Genomic DNA, 21,512 nt, shown 5'->3' on the forward strand with positions numbered 1-21,512 from the left:
CGCCACCAAGAAAGCCTGGTGGGCGATCGGAGGAAGTACACCGATGAGGTTCGGCGCGAGACTGGTGCTCGCCGTCACCACCCTCGCCGTCATGGTCACCGGCTGCGGTTCCCCGCAGAGCGGTTCTCAGCCTCACGCGGGAAAGAACTGCGGACCGTACGCACGCTATGGCAAGCACCCCGGCACCCGGGTCACCGTCTACGGGTCGAACCGGGACCGGGAAGCGGACCTGTTCGAGGAGACCTGGGCGGACTTCTCGGCGTGCACGGGCATCGACATCGCGTACGAAGGTGACGGGGAGTTCGAGGCCCGGATCCAGATGCGGGTGGACGGCGGGGACGCGCCCGATGTGGCGTTCTTCCCCCAGCCGGGGCTGCTGGCACGCTTCGCGCGCGCGGGCAGGCTCAAGCCCGCGAGCGCCGCGCTCGCGTCGCTGGCGAAGCAGGGCTGGTCGGCCGACTGGAACAGCTACGCGACCGTCGACGGCACCCTCTACGGCACTCCGCTGGTCGCCAACGTGAAGTCGTTCGTCTGGTACTCGCCGAAGTTCTTCCGGGACCACGGGCTGAGCATCCCCCGCACCTGGTCCGAGCTGATGGCCGTGACGGAGAAGGTCGCGGCGTCGGGCGTCAAGCCGTGGTGCGCGGGCATCGAATCCGGTGAGGCGACCGGCTGGCCGCTGACGGACTGGATCGAGGACGTCCTGCTGCGCCAGACCGGGCCGGACGTCTACGACCAGTGGGTGACCCACAAGATCCCGTTCAACGACCCGAGGGTGATCAGGGCCATCGACACGGTGGGCTCCCTCCTCAAGAACGACCGGTACGCCAACGGCGGCTACGGCCCGGCCCGGTCCATGGCCTCGATCGCCTACCAGGAGGGCGGCACGCCCATCCTGTCCGGCCACTGCGCGATGCACCGCCAGGCCTCGTTCTACGCCGAGCAGTGGCCGGACGGCACCTCGATCGGCCCGGACAAGGACGTGTTCGCCTTCCTGCTGCCCGGAACGGACCCGGCCGGCCGGCCGGTGCTCGGCGGTGGCGTGTTCACCGCGGCGTTCTCCGACCGGCCCGAGGTCCGGGCCTTCCAGGAGTACCTGGCGACCGCCGACTTCGCCAACGCGCGGATGAAGAAGGGCCCGTTCGTCTCGGCGAACAAGGGCGTGGATCCGGCCAACGCCGCGAGCCCGGTCGACAAGCTGTCGATCCAGCTGCTCCAGGACCCCCGGACGCAGTTCCGGTTCGACGGTTCGGACCAGATGCCCGCGGCGGTGGGCGCGGGAACGTTCTGGAAGGCCGCCGTCGACTGGATCGGCGGAAAGAGCACCAAGGCCATGGCCGACTCCGTCGAAGAGTCCTGGCCGCGCCGCTGATGGGGTTCGATCTCGTCGTACAGCAGCCCAAGCTGCTGTACCTGCTCCAGGGCGTCCTCGCGTTCGCGGTGGTCGTCTGCCTGATCCTCCTGGTGGTCCACCACGGCCGGCTGCGGCGGCGCGGCCCGGCCCTCCTGCTGCTGGCCCCCGCCGTACTGTTGCTGACGGTCGGCCTCCTCCTGCCCGCTCTGCGCACCCTGCTGCTGTCGTTCATGGACGGCGAGGGACACACCTGGGTCGGCCTCGACAACTACACCTGGATGTTCACCGACCCCGGGGCGCTCGTCGCGCTGCGCAACACCCTGCTGTGGGTGGTCCTTGTGCCGCTGCTGGTGACGGCGGTCGGACTGCTCTACGCGGCGGCCGTCGTACGGTCGCGCTTCCGGGCACTCGCCCTGTCCCTCCTCCTGCTGCCGATGACGATGTCGTTCGTCGGCGCCGGCCTCGTCTGGAAGTTCGTCTACGCCTACCGGCCGGCCGGCGCGGACCAGATAGGCCTGCTGAACCAGCTCGTCGTGGCGTTCGGCGGCACGCCGCGACCGTGGCTCGTGGACTCGCCCTGGAACGTCCTGTTCCTCATCGTCGTCATGGTGTGGGCGCAGGCGGGCTTCGCCGCCGTCCTGCTGGCGGGCGCGATCGCGGCCGTTCCCGGTGAGATCACCGAGGCGGCCCGGCTGGACGGCGCCTCACCCCGGCAGATCTTCTGGCGCGTCACCGTGCCGTTGATCAGACCCACGCTGCTCGTCGTGGTCCTCGCCGAGGTGATCGGCACCTTCAAGGCGTTCGACGTCGTACGGACCATGACCGCCGGTCAGTTCGACACCGGTGTCCTGGCCCACGAGATGTACGACCAGGCCTTCCGCTACGGCGACTCTGGCCGGGGCGCGGCGCTCGCCGTGCTCCTCTTCGTCCTGGTCAGCCCGGTCGTCGCCTACAAGGTCCGGGCCCAGCGGAGCGCGCGATGAGCCGCGTCCGGGAACGTCTCGCCTCCCGTTCCTTCTCGCTGGCCGCCGTCGTGATCGCGGTCCTCTGGACGACACCGACCCTGGGTCTCCTCCTCTCCTCGTTCCGCCCCGAGGACGAGATCAAGACGACGGGCTGGTGGACCGTGTTCGGCTCGCCGCACGTCACGCTCGACAACTACGACGAGGTGCTGTTCGGGAGCGGGAACGCGTCGGGGCAGCTCGCCGACCACCTGGTCAACTCGGTCGTCATCACCCTCCCGTCCGTGCTGTTCCCCCTGGTCCTGGCCTTCTTCGCGGCCTACGCCCTGGCATGGATCGACTTCAAGGGGCGCGACGCGCTCGTCGTCGGTATCTTCGCGCTCCAGATCGTGCCCCTCCAGATGGCGTTCGTCCCCCTGCTGAAGCTCTTCTCCCAGGGATGGCTGTTCCTGCCCGCCTGGAACGCCACCGGCCCGGCCCGGTTCAGCCACGTCTGGTTCGCCCACACGGTCTTCGCCCTGCCGTTCGCGGTGTTCCTCCTGCACAACTTCCTGGCGGGCCTGCCGCGCGACCTGATCGAAGCCGCCCGGGTCGACGGCGCCTCGCACGGCACGCTGCTGCTCCGGATCGTCCTGCCGCTGGCCCGCCCCGCCCTGGTCACCTTCGCGATCCTCCAGTTCGTCTGGGTGTGGAACGACCTCCTGGTGGCGCTGGTGGTGTCGGGCGGGACGGCCGAGACGGCGCCGGTGACGGTCAAACTGGCGGGCATGGCCGGGACACGCGGCAACGAGTGGCAGCGGCTCACAGCGGGAGCCTTCGTGGCGGCGTCCGTCCCGGTGCTCGTGTTCTTCTCGCTCCAGCGGCACTTCGCCCGGGGCCTGCTCGCGGGCTCCGTCAAGGGATGACCGTGGAGGAGACAGGAGCCCTGCGCGCGGGGCTGAGCCGGCCCGGGCTGCGCGGCCGGGAAGCCGAGCTGGAGCGGCTGCGCGCCCTGGTCGGGGCCGTGCGGGACGGTGACGGCGGCGCGATCGGGCTGCTCGTGGGCGAGCCGGGGATCGGGAAGACCGTGCTGCTGGAGGAGACGGTCGCCCTCGCACGGGCCCACGGGTTCCTCGTCAGCCAGGGACGCGCCGAGGAGCTGCACGAGCTGGCACCGCTCGCCTCGCTCGCCTCAGGTCTCCTGAACGGTGAGCCGCCGCTGCTTTCCGCCGGGGACTTCGCGCACCTCGCGGGCCACCACGACCAGCGCATCTGGCTCGTCGAGCGGTTGGCCCAGCTGATCGAGGAGCGCTCGGCGGGCGCGCCCGTGCTGATAGCGATCGACGACGTCCAGTGGGCCGATCCGCTCAGCCGGTTCGCGCTGAACGTCATGCCCGCCCGGCTGCTCACCTCCCCGGTCCTGTGGCTGCTCGCGGGCCGGGAGGACCCGGACCTGCGCGGGAACGGGCCGCGGACGACGACGGTCCCGCTGCGGCCGCTGTCCGGCGCGGCCCTCGCCGAGCTGGCACACGACGTGCTCGGCGGGGACGTACCGGAGAAGGTCACCGGCCTCCTCGACGGGTCGGGCGGCAACCCGTTCCTCGCCGCCGAGATGCTCGCGGGCATCGCGGCCTCGGGCGCGGACGGGACGGCGCCGCCCGAGCGGCTGGTGCTCGGGGTACGCGGCAGGCTGGCCGCGCTCCGGCCGGAGACGCTCGACTTCCTGCGGGCCGGCTCGGTCCTGGGGCGCTCGTTCCGGCTCGCCGACGCCGCCGCCCTGTGCGGGCGGGCCGCGGCCGGCCTCAACGGCGAACTGCGGGAGGCGATCGCCGCCGGCCTCCTCGACGACGACGGCGAACGCCTCCTGTTCCGCCACGACCTGCTCCGCCAGGCCGTGTACGCCGATCTCGTTCCCTCCGTACGAAGGGCACTGCACCGGGAGGCGGCGAGCCGGCTCGTGGCGGCGGGCCGCACCTGCGCCGACGCCGTCCCGCATCTGCTGAAGAGCGCCGAACCGGGTGATCACGAGGCGGTCCGGCTGCTCGGCACGGCCGCCGCGGACGTCCTCGCCGTGATGCCCGATCTCGCCGCCGACCTGGCGCTGCGCGCCCTGGAACTGGTGCCGCCCAACGACCCCTGGGCGTTCGGCGTGGGAGAGCAGGCCATCACCGCACTGACCCGCGCGGGCCGCTACACCCAGGCACGCGAGACCGGCGACATGCTGCTGGCCCGACTGCCGCCGCTCGACGTCTACGCCCGCCTCCAGTCCGTACTCGGCGACACGCTGTGGCACCTCGACGACATTCCCGAGCTGGCCCGCCGGTCGACGGCGGCGCTGGCGGTCGTCACCGACCCGGCGACCTCCGCTCGCCTGACGGCCCGTCAGGCACTGGCGCAGTCGCGCGGACGCGACCTCGCGGCCGCGCGCGCGACCGGGCAGCGGGCGCTCGCCGAGGCGGAGCGCGCGGGTGACCGCGAGGCGCGCGTCATCGCACTGTGGGGCCTCGGCGAGATCGCGCTCAACTCGGGCGAATGCGCCGCCGCCCTCGCCCATCACACGGCGTTGAGCGCATTCGACGCGGCCTTCCTGCCCGAGGAGGTCGTCGCCCGGGTCCATATGGACGAGTTCGACTGCGCGCGGCAGCTGCTGAGGACGGCGGACGGCGAACCCCTGCGTCCCGCGATGCTGATGTGGGCCCACGGAAGCCTGAACCTGGGGCTCGGGCTGCTCGACGACGCGGAAGCCGACCTCGTCACCGCCGAACGGCTGGAAGCAGACATCAGCGTGCCCGCCAACCTCGTCAACATACGTGTCATCCGGGGCTCGTTGGCGATGCTGCGCGGTGACCGCGAAGCCGCCGAGGAACACATCGGCGTGGTCAGGGCGGCTCTGGCCGGGCGGCCCAACCCGGGCAACCACGCCGTGCACCAGTACCTCGAAGCCGTCCTGGCCGACGCCGACGGCGACCACGCGACGGCGGCCGCGCGGCTCCGGTCCGCCCAACGGGACAACCCCTTCGTACGCTGGCGGCTCCTGCGCACCCGGTTCGTCGAAGCCGTGAAGATCGCCCTGCGTGCCGGAGACCAGTCCCTGGCCGAGGATCTCGCGGCCCAGTCGGCCGAGCACGCCGCGCGCAATCCGTCGGTGCCCACCCCGCACGGCACCGCCGCGCACACGGCCGCCCTGGTGAACGCCGACACCGCACTCCTGGAGCGGTCCGTCCGCATCTTCCGGACGGGACCCCGCCCCCTGCACCTCGCAGCCGCCTCCGCCGACCTCGGACGCGCCCTGCTGAGCACGGGCGACGGCGCCGCGATACCGGCGCTGACCAGTGCGTACGAGGTGTACGCGCAGGCGGGGGCGAGCGCGGAGGCCGACGGGGTACGGGCGGTCCTGGACCGGGCCATGATCCGCTCCAACCGGCGCACCGCCGCCCGCCCGCGTCCCACCTCGGGCTGGGCCACGCTCACCGCCTCGGAACGCAAGGTCGCCCGGCTGGTCGCCGCCGGGCACACCAACCGGTCGGCCGCCGCCGCCCTCGTCGTCTCCCCGCACACGGTCAACACCCATCTGGCGTCGATCTTCCGCAAGCTGTCGGTCAACTCCAGGGTGCAGCTGACCCGGCTCGTCCTGGCGCAGGCGGAGGACGCCTGACCGCCGGCCGAACTCTGCGCCCGTGGGCAAGGCGTGGTGCGTCGCACGACAACTGGCGGCGCCGCGCCGCTCATAGCGTGACGGCAGTCCGCGCCGCACCGACGCGCGGACCAGCCGACCCGAAACGAGGAAGCACCCCATGCCGTACATCACCGTGGGCCAGGAGAACACCACCGCCATCGACCTCTACTACGAGGACCACGGGACCGGACAGCCGGTCGTCCTCATCCACGGCTTCCCGCTCGACGGGCACTCCTGGGAGCGCCAGAGCGCCGCGCTGCTCGACGCCGGTTACCGGGTGATCACGTACGACCGCCGCGGATTCGGCCGGTCCGCCCAGCCGACGGCCGGATACGACTACGACACCTTCGCCGCCGACCTGAACACCGTGATGGAGACCCTCGACCTGCGGGACGCCGTCCTGGTCGGGTTCTCCATGGGCACCGGCGAGGTCGCCCGTTACGTGTCCACGTACGGCTCCGGCAGGGTCGCCAAGGTCGCCTTCCTGGCCTCGCTGGAGCCCTTCCTGCTCAAGAACGACGACAACCCCGGCGGCGTCGCCCCCAAGGAGTTCTTCGACGGGGTCGTCGACGCCGTCAAGGCCGACCGGTACGCCTACTACACGGCCTTCTTCAACGACTTCTACAACCTCGACGAGAACCTCGGCACCAGGATCAGCCCGGAAGCGGTCCGCAACAGCTGGAACACCGCCGCGAGCGGCGGGTTCTTCGCCGCCTCGGCCGCGCCCTCGACCTGGTACACCGACTTCCGCGCCGACATCCCCGCCATCGACGTCCCGGCGCTCATCCTGCACGGCACGGCCGACCGGATCCTGCCGGCCGAGGGTACGGCGCGCCCGTTCCACCAGCTGCTGCCGTCCGCCGACTACGTGGAGATCGAGGGCGCCCCGCACGGCCTGCTCTGGACCCACGCCGAGGAAGTCAACGCTGCCCTCCTCGCCTTCCTGTCGAAGTGAGCACCGAAGTGACAACCCTGCCCATGCAGTTCGGCATCTTCACCGTCGGGGACGTGACCCCCGACCCCACCACCGGCCGTACGCCGTCGGAGCACGAGCGCATCAAGGCGATGGTCGCCATCGCGCTCAAGGCCGAGGAGGTCGGCCTGGACGTCTTCGCGACCGGCGAACACCACAACCCGCCGTTCGTCCCGTCCTCCCCGACCACCCTGCTCGGCCACATCGCCGCCCGCACCGAGAAGCTGATCCTCTCCACCGCCACCACGCTGATCACCACCAACGACCCGGTGAAGATCGCGGAGGACTACGCCACGCTCCAGCACCTGGCCGACGGCCGGGTCGACCTCATGCTGGGGCGCGGTAACACCGGCCCGGTGTACCCGTGGTTCGGACAGGACATCCGCCAGGGCATCAACCTCGCCAAGGAGAACTACGCCCTGCTGCGGCGGCTGTGGCGCGAGGACGTCGTGGACTGGGAGGGGACCTTCCGTACGCCCCTGCAGGCCTTCACCTCGACGCCCCGCCCGCTGGACGGCGTCCCGCCGTTCGTCTGGCACGGATCCATCCGCTCCCCGGAGATCGCGGAGCAGGCGGCGTTCTACGGCGACGGCTTCTTCCACAACAACATCTTCTGGCCCGCGGACCACACCAGGCGCATGGTCCAGCTCTACCGGCGCCGGTACGCCCACCACGGCCACGGCCGTCCGGAGGACGCCGTCGTGGGGCTCGGCGGACAGGTCTTCATGCGGAGGAACTCCCAGGACGCCGTCCGCGAGTTCCGCCCGTACTTCGACAACGCCCCCGTGTACGGCCACGGGCCGTCCCTCGAGGACTTCACCGAGCAGACCCCGCTGACCGTGGGCTCTCCCCAGCAGGTCATCGAGCGGACCCTGACCTTCCGGGAGAGCGTCGGCGACTACCAGCGCCAGCTCTTCCTGATGGACCACGCGGGCCTGCCGCTGAAGACCGTCCTGGAACAGCTCGACCTCCTCGGCGAAGAGGTCGTGCCCGTACTGCGCAGGGAGTTCGCGAACGGCCGCCCGGCCGACGTGCCGGACGCGCCGACGCACGCGGCGCGGGTCAGCGCCGCCGCGACGTCGCGGGAAGAGACCGCCGCATGAAGCTGATCGCGGTCTCCGCCGGGCTGAGCACCCCCTCCTCGACCCGCCTGCTCGCGGACCGGCTCACCGAGTCCGCCCGCGGTGAACTCGCGGCCCGGGGACACACCGTGCCGACCGACGTCATCGAGCTGCGCGAACTCGCCGGAGACATCGCCAACCACCTCGTGACCGGCTTTCCACCGGCCCGGCTGGCCGCGGCGATCGACACGGTGACGGGGGCCGACGGCCTGATCGCGGTGACTCCCGTGTTCACGGCCTCCTACAGCGGCCTGTTCAAGTCCTTCTTCGACTTGATCGACCCGGACGCCCTCACCGGGAAGCCGGTCCTGATCGCGGCGACGGGTGGCACCGCCCGCCACTCCCTGGTCCTGGAGCACGCCCTGCGCCCGCTCTTCGCCTATCTGCGGGCCGCCGTCGTCCCCACCGCGGTGTACGCGGCGTCCGAGGACTGGGGGTCGGGGGGAGACGAGTACACCGAAGGCCTGCCCGCGCGCGTCCGGCGGGCGGGCGGCGAGCTGGCCGCGCTCATGGCCGCCCGCCCGCCGCGCGCCGAGGCCGAGGACGACGTCACCGCGCTGGAGCGGCAACTCGCCGACCTGCGCTTCGACTGAGCCGGGGCCACCCCCGGGGAGGCCGGTCCGGCCACATGCCTCATACTGATCCGCCGTTACCGCACCCGGGACCACACGTCCCGCGGTGCGGCCCCGGGCGGCGGAATGAGCGTGAACCGATTGACCACATGGCCTTTGTCCGACGACGACAAGGACGTCGGCGGCGGTGTACGGGCGCCGGTCCGGGGCAGGGAGGCGGAGCTGGCGTTGATCGAGGAGCGGCTCGACGCGCTGGCCCGCCGCGAGGGCGGGATCGTCCGGGTCGAAGGCCCCGCGGGCAGCGGCAAGACCGTGGTCCTCGCGGAGGCCGCAGCTTCTGCGAAACGGCGCGGGATACGGGTGTTCCACGGGGGAGCGGACCCCGACGCCCCGTCCGTACCGCTGGCCCCGCTCCTCGAGGGGCTGCTCTCCGGGGAGGAACCGCTGCCGGACGCCGCCCGGCTGCGGGATCTCGCCACGGTGCCGGGTCAGCGGTTCTGGCTGCTCCAGGAGTTGGTGGACCGCCTGCGGGAGGCGGCGCGGGGCGGGCCCCTCCTGATCGTCCTCGACGACCTCCAGTGGTGTGACGACCTGACGCTCCTCGCGTTCCACACCGTCGCGGCCCGGCTCGCGCCGCACGCGATCCTGTGGCTGGTGGGCGTGCGCGGCGGACGCGTGCCGCCGGGCGTGCGGACGACCCTGGACAGGATCCGGCTGGCCGGTGCGCACGAAGTGGTCCTCGGCCCGCTCGGGGACCGGGCGGTCGCGCGGATCGCGCAGGACGTCCTGGGCGCGGTTCCGGCCCCGGACGTCCTCCGCGTCGCCCGCCGCGCCGACGGCGTCCCGCAACTGGTGGTCGAACTGCTCGGCGGGCTGCGAGACGAGGGGGTGGTGACGGTCGACGACAACGGCACGGCCCGGCTGCCCGCCGACTCCTTCCACGACCGCCCTTTCCCCCTCCACCCGTTCCCGGTCCGCCCCCTGCCCTCCGTCGTGCGCCGCCTGGACCTGCTGTCCGACGCGGCGCGCGAACTCGTGGAGACGGCGGCCGCCGTCGGCCGCCCGGTCACCATGGGGCTCCTCGCCGAACTGCTCGGCAGACCATCGGCGGCACTGATCACCGCAGTACGGGAAGCCCTCGATGCCGATCTGCTCAGAGAAAGGGGTGATCACCTGGAATTCCGCCATGAGGTGATCCGCGAGGCGGTGGAAGCAGGCCTTCCCCTTCCCGTACGCCGGACCCTGCGCGGCCGGACCGAGGCGCTGCTGGAGAGCGGGGCACCTCCGGACGCAACCCGCACGCCGCCCGTCGGTGGAGCGGAGTCCGGTGACCGGGGGGCCGTCGACCGGCTGCGTACCGCTGCGGCGGAACTCGCGCCCACCGCGCCCGGACCGGCCGCCGACCTCGGCATCAGAGCGCTGGAGCTCATCGCGGCGGACGCCCCGGAACGGCCGACGGTCATCGCCGAGACGATCCCGCTGCTCTGGCGGACGGGACAGACAGCTCGGGCCCGTCGCCTGGGAGCTTCGGCTCTGTCGGCCGGTGGCCTCAGGCCCGAGGACGAGGGACGGATACGCCTCTGGCTGGCGCGCCTGTCCTCCGAGTCCGACTTCGCCGGGGCTGTGCGGCTGGCGCGTGGCGGGGCGGCACTGCCCGGGATACCGGCGGCCCTGCGGGCCCAACTGCTTGCGCTGCTCTGCCTGAACCTGTCGATGGCCGGAGACAACGAGGCGGCCGAGCAAGCCGTCGCCGAGGCGGAGGAAGCGGCCGAAGCGGCCGGGGACCGTGCCGCCGGGGCCACCCTCCGGGTGGTCGACTCGATCGTGAGCTTCCACCGGATGGACTGGAGCGAGGCGTTCCGCCAAGCGGACCGGGCCGGCGCCCTGGCCGCCGAGCTGGGCATCGCCCCTTCCGCGTGGGTGCCGGAGGCCCTGTGGCGGGGCTTCCTGCTGAACGCGGCCGGCTGTTTTGAGGAGGCGCTCGCCGTGGTGGACGCCGCCCTCCGGGACACCAGGAACCTGGGCCATGCGGCCGTCACGCGCATGTGGCGCATGATCCGTGCCCGCCTCCTCCTCGACGCCGGACGGCTGACGGACGCCCGGGCGGAGGCGGAAGCGGCGTCCGCGACGACGGAGGGGACGCCCGGCGCGACGGCCGACGAGCCGGGCGGCAGGGGCAACCTCGCCGACGTCACCCTCTCGTACACCCGCATGCGCGTCGCACTGCACACCAACGACCAAGAGGCCGCACGGAGTTGCGCGGCGGACGCGCGGCGGATGCGCGGCGACTCCGCGCCGCTCGTGCGCAACATGGGCTCCTGGATGCTGGCGCTGCTCGCCGACCGCGAAGGCCGGCCCGACCGCGCCATGGCCGCCCTCGACGACATCGTGGCGGCCCTCGCCGAGGAGCGGCCCTCCTTCGTCGGCCCGGTCGACCCCGCGGACGCCCCCGCGCTCGTCCGTATGGCGCTGCGAGCCGGCGCACCCGAGCGGGCCGCGCTCGCGGCCGGCGCGGCCGAGCGACGGGCCGCGCGCAACCCCGCCGTCCCGATCCTCGCCGCCACGGCCGCGCACGCCCGCGGGCTGCTCGACAACGACCTCGGCCGCCTCCTGGACGCGGTCCGGCTGTACGAGGAGTGCCCCAGGCCGATCGCCCGCGCGTCGGCGCTGGAGGACGCCGGCCGCAAGCTCGCCGCCACTCGTATCTCCGAAGCGGTGCCGTATCTGGACCGGGCCCTCACCCTCTACACGCGGGCGGGCGCGGAGCGGGACGTGGCACGCGTCCGCCGACGCCTGCGGACCGCGGGCGTACGCCGACGGCCCGCCTCGGCCGGATACGTCAGGGAATGGCCCGAGTTGACGGCGTCCGAGCTCCGCGTGGCACGGCTGGTGGCCGACGGGCTGACGAACTTTCAGGTGGCCGAGCGGCTCTCCCTCTCGCCGCACACGGTGAGTTCGCACCTGCGCCGCGCCTTCACCAAGCTCGACATCACCTCGCGCGCGGAGCTGGCGCGGCTGGTGGGTGCGCGGGACAGCGGAGAGTAACCGCTTCGTATCCCCTGCCGGTGCGCCGCCCATGGACGATTCATGCGATGTGCCGACGTCCCCGTTTCCTCAAAATGATCAAAGAGCTGCGGAAGAACACGAAGACCCGCAGGTCACACATGGTTGAGAGGAACAGAGCATGACCGTAAGGCCCCAGCGGGCCCGCCCCGGCAGCCCCGGGCTCCAGGCGCTCGTCGACGAACTCGCCGAGACGCTGGGCCGGTCCGTCGCGGTCGACGATCCGCTGGTCCGCATGATCTGCACGAGCCGCCACTTCGGAGACGAGGACCCGGTGCGCATCGGCACGCTGCTGCAGGGCCGCGCCGACAACGCGACCGTACGGTACGTCCTCGCCCAGGGCGTGGCGCAGTGGCCCAAGCCCGGATTCATCGAAGGCCGGGACGATCTCGGACTCCTGCCCCGCTACGTCGTGCCGCTGCGGGAGCGCGGGTACCTCCTCGGGCTGCTGATGGTGGTCGCGCCGGACAAGACGCTTCAAGAGCAGGAGACCGAAGCCATAGCACGGGCCGCCGAGGCCATGGCCGCCCAGATGTACACCGAACACCTCGCCGCCGACACCCGCAAGAGCGACGAGCGGACCCTGGTGCTGGAGCTGGTCGACGCCAATGTGGCCACGCGTACCGCCGCACGCCGACGGGCCATGGAGTCCGGGCTGCTCGGGAACGCCGAGCACGTCCTGGTCACCGTCGTCCAGCTCTGCCGGGGCACGGAGCCGGGGCGGCAGGCCGAGGCGGCCCTGTGGGGGGCGCTGGAAGGCTTCCGGCAGACCAGAACGGCGCACGGCCTCGTCGCGATCGACCAGGAGCGGGCCATCCTGCTCCAACTGCGCGAACGGGCTCCCGGCCCGGCCGAGGTCGCCGTCCAGTCCGCCCGCGTCCTCGACGAACTCACCACGTTCCTGGACCCGTCGACGCGTCCCGTGATCGGCGTCGGCGGACGGCACCTGGACCTGCGCGACGCGTGGCGTTCGTACGAGCAGGCGCTCGTGGCGGCTCGCGCCGCGCGCCGGCTGCCCTCCCTGAAGGGCATGGGCGACTGGGACCTGCTGGGGGAGCTCGCCGTGCTCCTCCAACTCCCCGAGCACGCCCTGGACGAGTCGCTCGTACCGAAGCCGCTGCGCACCCTGAGCGAGGCCAACGGCGGCGACCGGCTGCGGGCCACCCTGCGGTCCTACCTCGAACACGCCGGGTCGATCCCCAGGACCGCCGACGCGCTGAAGCTCCACCGCACCTCGCTCTACTACCGCCTGCGCCAGATCCAGGAGATCACCGGCCTCGATCTGGACGACGGCGCCCACCGGCTCACCCTGCACCTGGGACTCAGGATCGAGGAACTCCTCACCAGGGGCGAGGACGCGGGGGCGTGAGCCCGGAGCCCGGAGGCTGGAGCCCGGCCAGGCCGTCCGGCCGGATCTCGCCGCTCCTTCGACAAAACGAGAAGGACCCCCCGCCCGATTCCTACAGCACGCGGTGGCGGCGCCGACGCACCGCATCCGACACTACGAGGGAACGAGACGGGCCCGATCGCGCGCCCGTGACCAGGGGAGATGCCATGAAAGAACTGATCACGACGGACGGGACACGGCTCGCGTACCAAGACAGCGGCGGCGAGGGCGTGCCCTTGGTGATGCTGCACGGCTGGGGCCAGACGCAGGCGATGTTCCGCCACCAGTTCGCGGAACTGTCCCCCGGCCGACGTGTCGTCACCGTCGACCTGCGCGGCCACGGCCTGTCCGACAAGCCGCGGCACGGCTATCGCATCGCCCGCCTCTCCCGAGACGTGCTCGAACTCGTCGACCACCTCGGGCTGGACCGGTTCGACGCGCTGGGCTGGTCCATGGGCGTCTCGTTGTGGTGGAGCTTCATCGACCAGTACGGCACGGGCCGCATCCGGCGCTTCGTCGCCGTGGACCAGCCGGCGGCCGTCGCCGCGGTCCCCTGGACGACCCGGCAGGAACAGCAGGACTCCGGCGCCATCTTCGACGTGTCGGCGCTCCTCGCCCTGGGCGCCGCGCTCGCGGCACCGGGGGGCGAGAAGGTGCGTGCCGACTTCGTACGCGGCATGTTCTCCGGCGAACCCGACCCGGAGGTGCTCGCCTTCGTCGCCGAGCAGATCACCGCGACACCCGCCCACGCGGGCGTACCTCTGCTGTTCGACCACTGCGCTCAGGACTGGCGCGACGTGCTGCCCCGGGTCGATGTGCCGACCCTGGTGATCGGCTGCGAGGGAAGCCATGTGCACCCCGATTCGCAGCGCTTCATCGCCGAGCAGATTCCCGGCGCGCGCCTGCACGTCTTCCCCTCCGACGTGGCGAGTTCACACTTCCCGTTCCTCGAAAACCCGGCGGCGTTCAACGCGGTGGTCGAGAAGTTCCTGGCCGAGGCGCCGGTTGCACCGGACGGCGTGGAGCCCCGATGACCAGATCGCTCGTGCAGATACTCTCCGCGATGCCGGCAGAGGGGGACGGAAACCTCCTCTACCTGGGGATGCACGTCCAGGGGCCGGTCACCGTCGTCCGCAAGGGCGCCAAGCACGTCCTGGAGCCGAACGACCTGGTCTTCTGCGATCCGGCCAGGCGCCACCTGGTGAGGTTCGGCGACGACAGCCGGATGAAGTTCTTCCACATGCCCCGCTGTTATCTCGGAGTCACGGAGCCGGAACTGGATCAGGTGGTGGGTGTGCCGGTGCGCGGCGGCGAGGGGCTGGGCGCACTGGTGTCGGACTTCCTCTCCTCGCTCGCGGCCAGGGCGGAGTCCCACCGGTCCACGATCGAGGACCGGCTCTCCCGGACGGCCGTTCACCTCCTCTCCGTACTGGTCATGGAACTCCTGGAGACGAGCACGGCGGACGACGAGGCGGCCGAGGGGTCGCGGGGCGGCAACGAGATGCTGTCCCGGATCCGCGTCCACATCGAGGAGCACCTGATGGACCCGGACCTCTCTCCGGAATCCATCGCACGCGCCCACCACATCTCCGTCCGGTACCTGCACAAGCTCTTCCAGAACGACGGCACGACGGTGAGCCAGTGGGTGCGCCGACGCAGACTGGAGGCGTGCAGGGTCGAGTTGAGCCGGTCCAACCGGCGGTTCACGGTGGCCTCGGTGGCGCACCGCTGGGGCTTCAGCAGCCCCTCGCACTTCAGCCGCACCTTCCGGGGCGCGTACGGCATGACTCCCAGCGCATGGCAGTCGCTGGCCACGTCGACATCCGCCCCAACGGACGCCGGGGCCCGCGAACTCCGTTCGCTGCCAACGGCCTTGGGCTCCGGCGCCCTCCGCCCGGCTCCTGCCTGAGCCGAGGCGGGGCCTTGGTATGCACCGCCATGACAGCGGCCGTGCACAGGTGTGCCAGAGATGTCGTCGCCCGGCCCTAGCGTGGGTGCCATCGGCACACCGCGCGACGCCCCCACGCGATCCGACACCGAGAAGAGACCTCCCCATGTACCCCTCGGCCCCCACCCCCACCGTCGTTCTCGTGCACGGAGCCTTCGCCGACGCGGCAGTCTGGATAGGCGTCATCGCGGAACTGCGCGGCTGCGGCATCCCGGTGATCGCACCGCCGAACCCGCTGCGCGGCCTCGTCTCCGACGCCGCCTACCTCGCCTCCGTCGTCTCCCAGATCGACGGCCCGGTCGTACTCGTCGGCCACTCCTACGGCGGGGCGCTGATCACCGTGGCCGGCGAGGCGGAGAACGTCGTCGGTCTGGTGTACGTGGCCGCGTTCATACCGTACGAGGGCGAGAGCATCGGGGAGTTGCGGGGGCGTTTCCCCGACTCCCCGCTGAGGACCTACCTGAAGGAGCGGACGTACCCGACTCACCTCCTCGTCGATGGTGACCTCGCAGTCGAGGTCACCATCGACGAGGCGGCCTTCCCCTCCGTCTTCGCCGCGGACGTGTCCGAGGACATCGCCACGGTCCTGGCAGCGGCCCAACGCCCCATCGCCGCCGTTGCCTTCACCGAGAAGGCGTCAGCGGCCGCGTGGCGGACGAAGCCGTCCTGGGCTCTGGTGGCCGGGGCCGACCGCGCGATCAACCCCGATGTGCAGCGCTTCGGCGCCCAGCGCGCCGGGGCCGTCGTCCTCGAACTCCCGGACGCCTCCCATGCCGTCGCCCTGTCCGAACCCAAGCAGGTCGCGGGCGTGATCCGGGACGCGGTACGGGCGACGAGCTGACGGGGACGGCCCTTGCCCGAGGCCGGCACGGCGACGGCTTCGGCTTCACCCGCGTGTCCGCACCCGCCTGTCAGCACCCGTCCGTCAGCACCCGCCTGTCCGCACCCGCCTGTCCGCACCCGCCTGTCCGCACCCGCCTGTCAGCACCCCTCGCAGTATCCCGGCGAACTCGCTCGGTCGGTCGACGAAGCCGCCGTGGTCGCCGGGGAACTCGACCGGCTTCGTACCGAGGAGGCCGGCCAGCGCGGTGGAGGTCCCGTACGTGATCAGGCTGCCCGAGTCGGCGCCGAGGCCGACGACCACGCGGGTGGGTCCGGTCGTGAGCGCCGCGCTGTCGGGGAGATAGCGGGTGGTGTGCCGGAGCTCGTGGGCGAAGAAGCGAGCGCTGTCGGCGAGGTCCTGCGCGGAGGGCTCGCCCGGCGGCGGAGTGGGAGCGCCGCCCTCGTCCCCACCGACCTGGAATCCGGCGTTGACCATGAACTTCATCCACGCCGCCCCCACCCCGTCCCGGTGGAAGGTCGCGATGATGTCCTCGGTCGCGGCGCGCTGCTCGGCGGCATCGGGCAACAGCTCCAGCAGGGGCGGCTCGTGGGCGACGAGCGTACGCACCCGCCCGGGATGGCGGGCGACCAGAGCGAGCCCCGTCACCGCGCCGCCGCTGCTGCCGAACACGTCGGCGGAGTCGGCACCGAGGGCGTCCAGCAACGCGGCGACGTCGTCCGCCCGCAGTTCGGGGGTGGAGTCCTGTTCGGGGTCGTCCAGGACGCTGCCCGAGATGCCGCGCGGGTCATGGGTGACCACGGTGTACTCGCTCTGGAGCGCCTGCGCCAGCGGCGCGAACGCCGCCGCCGGCATCGGCGCCCCCATCACGAGCAACAGCGGCCCCTCGCCGCGTACTTCGTAGTGCAGGCGTGCTCCGGGGACGGCGAGGGTGTGGTGCGTGGTCATGGAGATCGTCCTTCCTCGAAGGGCCGTCCGCGTACGCGGCGACCGTCGTGGGTGGAGACTCCGGCGGGAGGCGAATCTCATCGCCGGGCCCGGAAGTGCCGTCTCCGCCGGGCTGTGGGATCCGTAAGAGAATGATTCCCGTTCCAGAATGACCAGAATGATCCGTACCCGTAGCCCCCGCAGCTCAGGAGCCCCACCCATGCACGACCCCATGCACGACCCCAAGCGCCACCCCATGCACCACTTCGACGTCGAGACACTGTCTGCGGGTCGGTGGCGCAACGGCGGCGGTGCGACCAGGGAGATCGCGTCACGGCCGGCCGGCAGTGACGCGTTCGGGTGGCGCGCGAGTGTTGCCGACATCGACCGGGACGGGCCGTTCTCGGCGTTCCCGGGCGTGGACCGGACCCTCACCCTGCTGGCGGGGGAGGGCGTGCGGCTGACCTGCCCCGGGGTGTTCGACCGGCTGCTGGCGCGGGCGGGGGAGCCGTTCGGATTCTCCGGCGACCTCGCGCTGGACGCCGAACTGCCGGGAGGCTCCTGCCGGGTGCTCAACCTCATGGTCCGGCGCGGCCGTTGGACCACCACGGTGGAGCGGGTCGTGGGTCCGATCGCACCACGCGAGGGGCACGCAGGGGTGCTCTATGTGCTGCGCGGACGCTGGCAGGCCGGGGCCCACGGGCAGGTCCTGACGCCCGGCCAGGGCGTGTGGTGGGACGGGGACGACGAGGCGTCGGCCGGAGCGGTCGCGCCGCTCTCGCCCGACGCCGTCGCCCTGTGGGCGGATCTCATCCCGATGGGGTGACGCCGGGTCAGCCGACCGGCACTTCTGCCGGCCCGCCGCTCTCCGTCACGGCCGGATGGATGGTCTCGGAGGGCGGATTGGCCGTGCGCCGCGCCCAGAGCCAGTACAGGACCGAGGTGACCACCAGCCCGACGATCCACGAGATGTCGGCGCCGTCGAGCTTCCTGGTGATCGCGCCGGCGTACAACTTGGTGGCCAGGAACGGGATCTGCACGGCGACGCCGACGACGTAGCAGGTCAGCGCGGTGACGTTCCAGCGCCCGTAGCGCCCGTCCGGGTCGTACAGGGCAGGGATGTCGACACGTTCGCGGGAGAGCAGGTAGTAGTCGACGAGGTTGATCGCGCTCCACGGGGTGAACACGGTCAGGAGCAGCAGGACGAAGTTCTTGAAGTTGGTCAGGAAGTCGTCGCTGGCGGCGAGCGCGATGACCATGGACACCGCGATGAAGCCGACGATGTACGCGGCGCGCACGGCGGCCGAGATGCGCGAGCGGCGGTCGAAGGCGGTGACGGTGGTCAGGATCGACATGAAACCGCCGTACGCGTTCAGGCAGTTGACGGTCAGCTTGCCGACCACGATCACCAGGTAGATGAGGAACGCGAGGAACGCCGGGCCTGCCAGATCGCCGAGGAAGCCGACCTGGTCCGGCAGGAAGGCCTTGCCCGCGACGGCCGCGGTGAGCGCGCCCAGCGTCATGGACCACTGGGATCCGATGACGGAGCCGGCGAAGGTGGACCAGAACGTCGCGCGCGTGCTGGTGTCGCGGGGCAGGTAGCGCGAGTAGTCGGCGACGTACGGGCCGAAGGTCAGCTGCCATCCGGCCCCGAGCCCCACGGCGAGCAGGAAGGTCGCCGCCTCGAACCCCTTGTTGCCGATGTGCGCCGAGACGTCGTACTGCGTGAACAGCCGCACCAGCAGATAGCCGAGGCCGAGCGCGCCGACGACGGTCGCGACGCGGCCCGCGATGTGGATGAGGCGGTAGCCGGTGACGGCGACCACGGTGGTGAGTGCGCCGAAGACGAGGATGCCGGCGTCCGTGTTGATGTGCAGCATCTCGGACACCGCCTGCCCGGCCAGCACGCTGCCGGTCGCGGCGAACCCGAGATACATGAGGATCACCAACACCAGCGGCAGGACGGCGCCGTAGACGCCGAACTGCGCGCGACTGGAGATCATCTGCGGCACGCCGAGCCGCGGCCCCTGCGCGGAGTGCAGCGCCATCACGATGCCGCCGAGCACGTTGCCGATCAGCAGCGCGGGTATCGCCCAGGCGGCGTCGGCACCGAAGACGACCGACAGCGCGCCGTCGACAATGGCGGTGATCTGCATGTTGGCGCCGAACCACAGGGTGAACTGGCTGCGCGGCGTACCGTGCCGCTCGCCTTCCGGCACGGCTTCGATGGTCCGCCTCTCCATCGCGAGGCGGTCCCCGGGGGCGTGTTGTACAGGCATGGTGGTGACCTCTCCCGCAGCTGTTCCGGCGCATCGGGACGAACTCCGCCGTTGACCCAGGATGGGCTGCGCCGAATCTGGCATGGAGATGAACAAACATCAAGATCTTGAATGGCAAATTTCATACGGGGCCAACTTGCCGCCCCCTGTCCCCTGGACGGGGTTCGGGCCCGGGGGGTGGCGTGCGGGCGGGGCTTGCTGCCCCGCCCCTCCCCACTGGAAGCCTCCTGCGTACAGGCGGACGGCCCCGAGTCCAGAAGCCCGATGCCCTTACAGCAGCTGGGCAAATGAGTGGGGCGGTTGCCCAAGCCGTGTCTGGCGGGAGCGTTGTTGCGGTGGGCGCGCCGTCACGCTCCTGATCGCCACGAGAGTTAAGCACCCCGGCGTCGGCGGGGAGGATCGGGTTTCCCGGACTGCCGGAAGGCAAGATGAGCGCAGGGGGCCACGGCTGTCCGCAAGGCCTTTCGCCTTTGCTTGCCCACCGGGGTTGCCGCTGAGGATGACGCCTTATGCTTCGGGAAGATCATCTGCGCTTGCCATGCGCACTTCATCGAGACCAGCGGGAACATGAAGAAGCACACACTGATCGCCACAAGCCTCGTTCTGGCTCTCGGCCTTGTCACGGGCTGCTCTTCCGAGAGCGACGGCGACAAGGCCAGGCCCGGCAGCGCCGCCCAGGGCGGCGGCAAGGGCGGCACGGAGGCCCCCAAGGGGCCGGTCTACTCAGGCCCCACGCTGCCCGGCCTCGCCAAGCAGCAGGCGTGGAGCCTGCCGCCGGCCAAGGCCATCGACCTCGGTGCCGTCCTGCTCTTCGTGAAGGTCGGTCAGGGTGGGTACGCCCGCGGGGGATACAAGAACGACCCCCTGGACGGCACGGTCGGCACGCTCTTCTCCGCTTACTCCTCGGACAAGCCGGAGGCGGTGACCCTGGAGTTCAGGGACGTGAACACCGGAGCCGTACGCAAGTCCCTCGACGCGCAGGCCGGCACCGTCGCTGCCACGACCTGGCACAACGGTGTGCCGGCGGTGGCGGTCACCACGACCCGCACCCAAGAGTCCGACGGGCTGAGCGCGGGGAAGAGCAGCATCACGGTCACTGTCTACGGAGCCGACGGAGCACGGCTCGGCACGATTGAGCACGCGGGCGACGGCAAGGACGTCTCGATCCACGAAGGCCACCTGATCGAGCAGGACGGCGACGCGACCCTGACGCTCACGCCCATCGACGGCGGTGCGCCCCACAAGGTCACTTGCACGGGCATGCTCGCGCATTGTTCCTTCGACCCGCGTAACAACGAGATCGACGGCGCGCAGGCGCACGCCCCGCTGATCACCGGGACGTATGCCTTCCACGTGGAGAACGCGTCCACGTACGAGACCGATCCCGAACAGCTCGTCATGTCTGAACTGGCCACCGGGAAGAGGGTGTGGAGCACAGCGGACGTCGCCCCGCCCCAGGGTGTGAAGCTGGACAAGGACCACAAGCGCACCAGTGGAGCCGTCCGTGTCCTCGACGTACGTGACGGGCGGATCCTCACCGCGTGGGGAGCCGGCGCGTTTTCGCCGGACACCTTCGTCACGGCGACGTACGACCTGGCGAGCGGGAAGCAGGTCGGCGGTTCGACCACGTATCGCTACGCCGACTTCCCGGGCGACACGATCAACACGGAGGGCTCTTCGGTCTTCTCTCCCGACCACAAGCTCGCAGCGGCTCACACCAAGGGCGGCACCGCCGTGTGGGACCTCGGGACCGGCAAAGAGCTGTGGAAGCAGGCGGAGGGCGAGACCCTGCTGACCCCTCGCCGCTTCTCCGCGAACGGCGTGCTGTACGGCGACACCGACAAGGAAGGTGGGTCCGGCACGAGCGCGCTCGCGGTGGACGCCCGCACGAAGAAGGTGCTGGCCAAGGACCTGCCGAGCGACGGCATCCCGTTGTTCTCCCGGTCCACCGGCTACGGGTACCTCACCACGGACGCCGGCTTCTTCGTCTTTCCGGCGGAACGCCGGGACGGGTGAGGACGACGGGACACCCCCGCAGACGTCGTTTCGGTTGGTGAGTCGGCGGTAGCCGATGAGAGTTGCGGTGGCGACGAGACGGATGTCTGCGTCGTCCCTCGGTCCGAGCAGCTTGGATGAACGGCGCCTGACGGGCAAAAGCCCAGTTCAGGCGCCGTTTCATTTACGTCTGTCTCGACGCGACGTACTGCAAGGCCAGGGTCGAGGTCGAGCACCAGATCGTGTCCCAGGCCGTGGTCATCGCCACCGGCATTACCGAGGACGGCGGCCGCGAAGTCCTCGGGCTCGTGGTCGGCGACAGCGAAACCGAGGTGTTCTGGAGCGGGTTCCTGCGCTCGCTGCGAGCCCGCGGTCTGAACGGTGTCCGCCTCGTCATCGGCGACCACCACCTGGGCCTGGTCGCGGTACAAGAAA

General features: G+C 71.4%; 16 protein-coding genes and 1 pseudogene. 15 read left to right on the forward strand and 2 right to left on the reverse strand.

The genetic code is table 11. From position 1 onward, the window contains the following. The first annotated feature begins 43 nt into the window (after positions 1–43). The 12 genes from AB0G17_RS02310 to AB0G17_RS02365 all read left to right on the forward strand — a co-directional run bounded on the left by AB0G17_RS02310 (position 44) and on the right by AB0G17_RS02365 (position 15,876). Positions 44–1,372 carry an ABC transporter substrate-binding protein gene (locus AB0G17_RS02310; protein ID WP_361374621.1) on the forward strand — a complete coding sequence of 443 codons (1,329 nt, stop codon included), beginning with the start codon at positions 44–46 and terminating at the stop codon, positions 1,370–1,372. Then, positions 1,372–2,337 (forward strand): sugar ABC transporter permease, encoded by a 966-nt coding sequence (locus AB0G17_RS02315; RefSeq protein ID WP_361374623.1) that lies wholly within the window; start codon positions 1,372–1,374, stop codon positions 2,335–2,337. The genes AB0G17_RS02310 and AB0G17_RS02315 overlap by 1 nt, the downstream gene beginning before the upstream one ends. Beyond that, positions 2,334–3,221 carry a carbohydrate ABC transporter permease gene (locus AB0G17_RS02320; RefSeq protein WP_361374625.1) on the forward strand — a complete coding sequence of 296 codons (888 nt, stop codon included), beginning with the start codon at positions 2,334–2,336 and terminating at the stop codon, positions 3,219–3,221. The genes AB0G17_RS02315 and AB0G17_RS02320 overlap by 4 nt, the downstream gene beginning before the upstream one ends. Further along, positions 3,218–5,950, forward strand: a complete 2,733-nt coding sequence (locus AB0G17_RS02325; protein ID WP_361374627.1) for an AAA family ATPase — start codon at positions 3,218–3,220, stop codon at positions 5,948–5,950. The genes AB0G17_RS02320 and AB0G17_RS02325 overlap by 4 nt, the downstream gene beginning before the upstream one ends. A 139-nt stretch (positions 5,951–6,089) precedes the next feature. Then, positions 6,090–6,926 carry an alpha/beta hydrolase gene (locus AB0G17_RS02330; RefSeq protein WP_361374629.1) on the forward strand — a complete coding sequence of 279 codons (837 nt, stop codon included), beginning with the start codon at positions 6,090–6,092 and terminating at the stop codon, positions 6,924–6,926. 23 nt (positions 6,927–6,949) lie between these two features. Further along, positions 6,950–8,047, forward strand: a complete 1,098-nt coding sequence (locus tag AB0G17_RS02335) for an LLM class flavin-dependent oxidoreductase (RefSeq protein ID WP_361375305.1) — start codon at positions 6,950–6,952, stop codon at positions 8,045–8,047. After that, entirely contained in the window at positions 8,044–8,658 is a 615-nt protein-coding gene (locus AB0G17_RS02340; RefSeq protein WP_361374631.1) for an FMN reductase, read from the forward strand. The genes AB0G17_RS02335 and AB0G17_RS02340 overlap by 4 nt, the downstream gene beginning before the upstream one ends. 111 nt (positions 8,659–8,769) lie before the next feature. Continuing rightward, the gene (locus AB0G17_RS02345; protein WP_361374633.1) at positions 8,770–11,682 is read left to right on the forward strand and encodes an AAA family ATPase; all 2,913 of its coding nucleotides are present in this window, start codon (positions 8,770–8,772) and stop codon (positions 11,680–11,682) included. 139 nt (positions 11,683–11,821) lie between these two features. Next, positions 11,822–13,069 carry a helix-turn-helix domain-containing protein gene (locus tag AB0G17_RS02350; RefSeq protein WP_361374635.1) on the forward strand — a complete coding sequence of 416 codons (1,248 nt, stop codon included), beginning with the start codon at positions 11,822–11,824 and terminating at the stop codon, positions 13,067–13,069. A 185-nt stretch (positions 13,070–13,254) separates the two neighbouring features. Then, positions 13,255–14,121 carry an alpha/beta hydrolase gene (locus AB0G17_RS02355; RefSeq protein ID WP_361374637.1) on the forward strand — a complete coding sequence of 289 codons (867 nt, stop codon included), beginning with the start codon at positions 13,255–13,257 and terminating at the stop codon, positions 14,119–14,121. Further along, positions 14,118–14,996, forward strand: coding sequence for a helix-turn-helix domain-containing protein (locus AB0G17_RS02360; protein ID WP_361374639.1), 879 nt, complete (start codon positions 14,118–14,120; stop codon positions 14,994–14,996). The genes AB0G17_RS02355 and AB0G17_RS02360 overlap by 4 nt, the downstream gene beginning before the upstream one ends. A gap of 145 nt (positions 14,997–15,141) precedes the next feature. Next, positions 15,142–15,876: an alpha/beta hydrolase gene (locus AB0G17_RS02365; RefSeq protein ID WP_361374641.1), complete on the forward strand. Its 735-nt coding sequence runs from the start codon at positions 15,142–15,144 to the stop codon at positions 15,874–15,876. An 84-nt stretch (positions 15,877–15,960) separates the two neighbouring features. Here the strand turns inward: AB0G17_RS02365 and AB0G17_RS02370 are convergent, their stop codons facing one another. After that, the gene (locus tag AB0G17_RS02370; protein ID WP_361374643.1) at positions 15,961–16,824 is read right to left on the reverse strand and encodes an alpha/beta hydrolase; all 864 of its coding nucleotides are present in this window, start codon (positions 16,822–16,824) and stop codon (positions 15,961–15,963) included. Between the two features lie 235 nt (positions 16,825–17,059). On the opposite strand from AB0G17_RS02370, the gene AB0G17_RS02375 reads away from it, so the two are divergent. Further along, positions 17,060–17,629 (forward strand): HutD family protein, encoded by a 570-nt coding sequence (locus tag AB0G17_RS02375; protein WP_361375307.1) that lies wholly within the window; start codon positions 17,060–17,062, stop codon positions 17,627–17,629. A 7-nt stretch (positions 17,630–17,636) separates the two neighbouring features. Here AB0G17_RS02375 and AB0G17_RS02380 read toward each other — a convergent pair whose 3' ends face one another. Next, complete coding sequence (locus AB0G17_RS02380; protein ID WP_361374645.1) at positions 17,637–19,082, reverse strand: cytosine permease; 1,446 nt, start codon at positions 19,080–19,082, stop codon at positions 17,637–17,639. 567 nt (positions 19,083–19,649) lie between these two features. Between AB0G17_RS02380 and AB0G17_RS02385 the strand changes: the two genes are divergently transcribed. Continuing rightward, positions 19,650–21,098 (forward strand): hypothetical protein, encoded by a 1,449-nt coding sequence (locus AB0G17_RS02385; protein ID WP_361374647.1) that lies wholly within the window; start codon positions 19,650–19,652, stop codon positions 21,096–21,098. 158 nt (positions 21,099–21,256) lie between these two features. Continuing rightward, a pseudogene (locus AB0G17_RS02390) lies at positions 21,257–21,502 on the forward strand (transposase); the annotation flags it as partial. Between the last annotated feature and the right edge of the window lie 10 nt (positions 21,503–21,512).

Origin of the sequence: Streptomyces sp. NPDC023838 (assembly GCF_040639555.1) — a bacterium.
Lineage (GTDB): Bacteria > Actinomycetota > Actinomycetes > Streptomycetales > Streptomycetaceae > Streptomyces.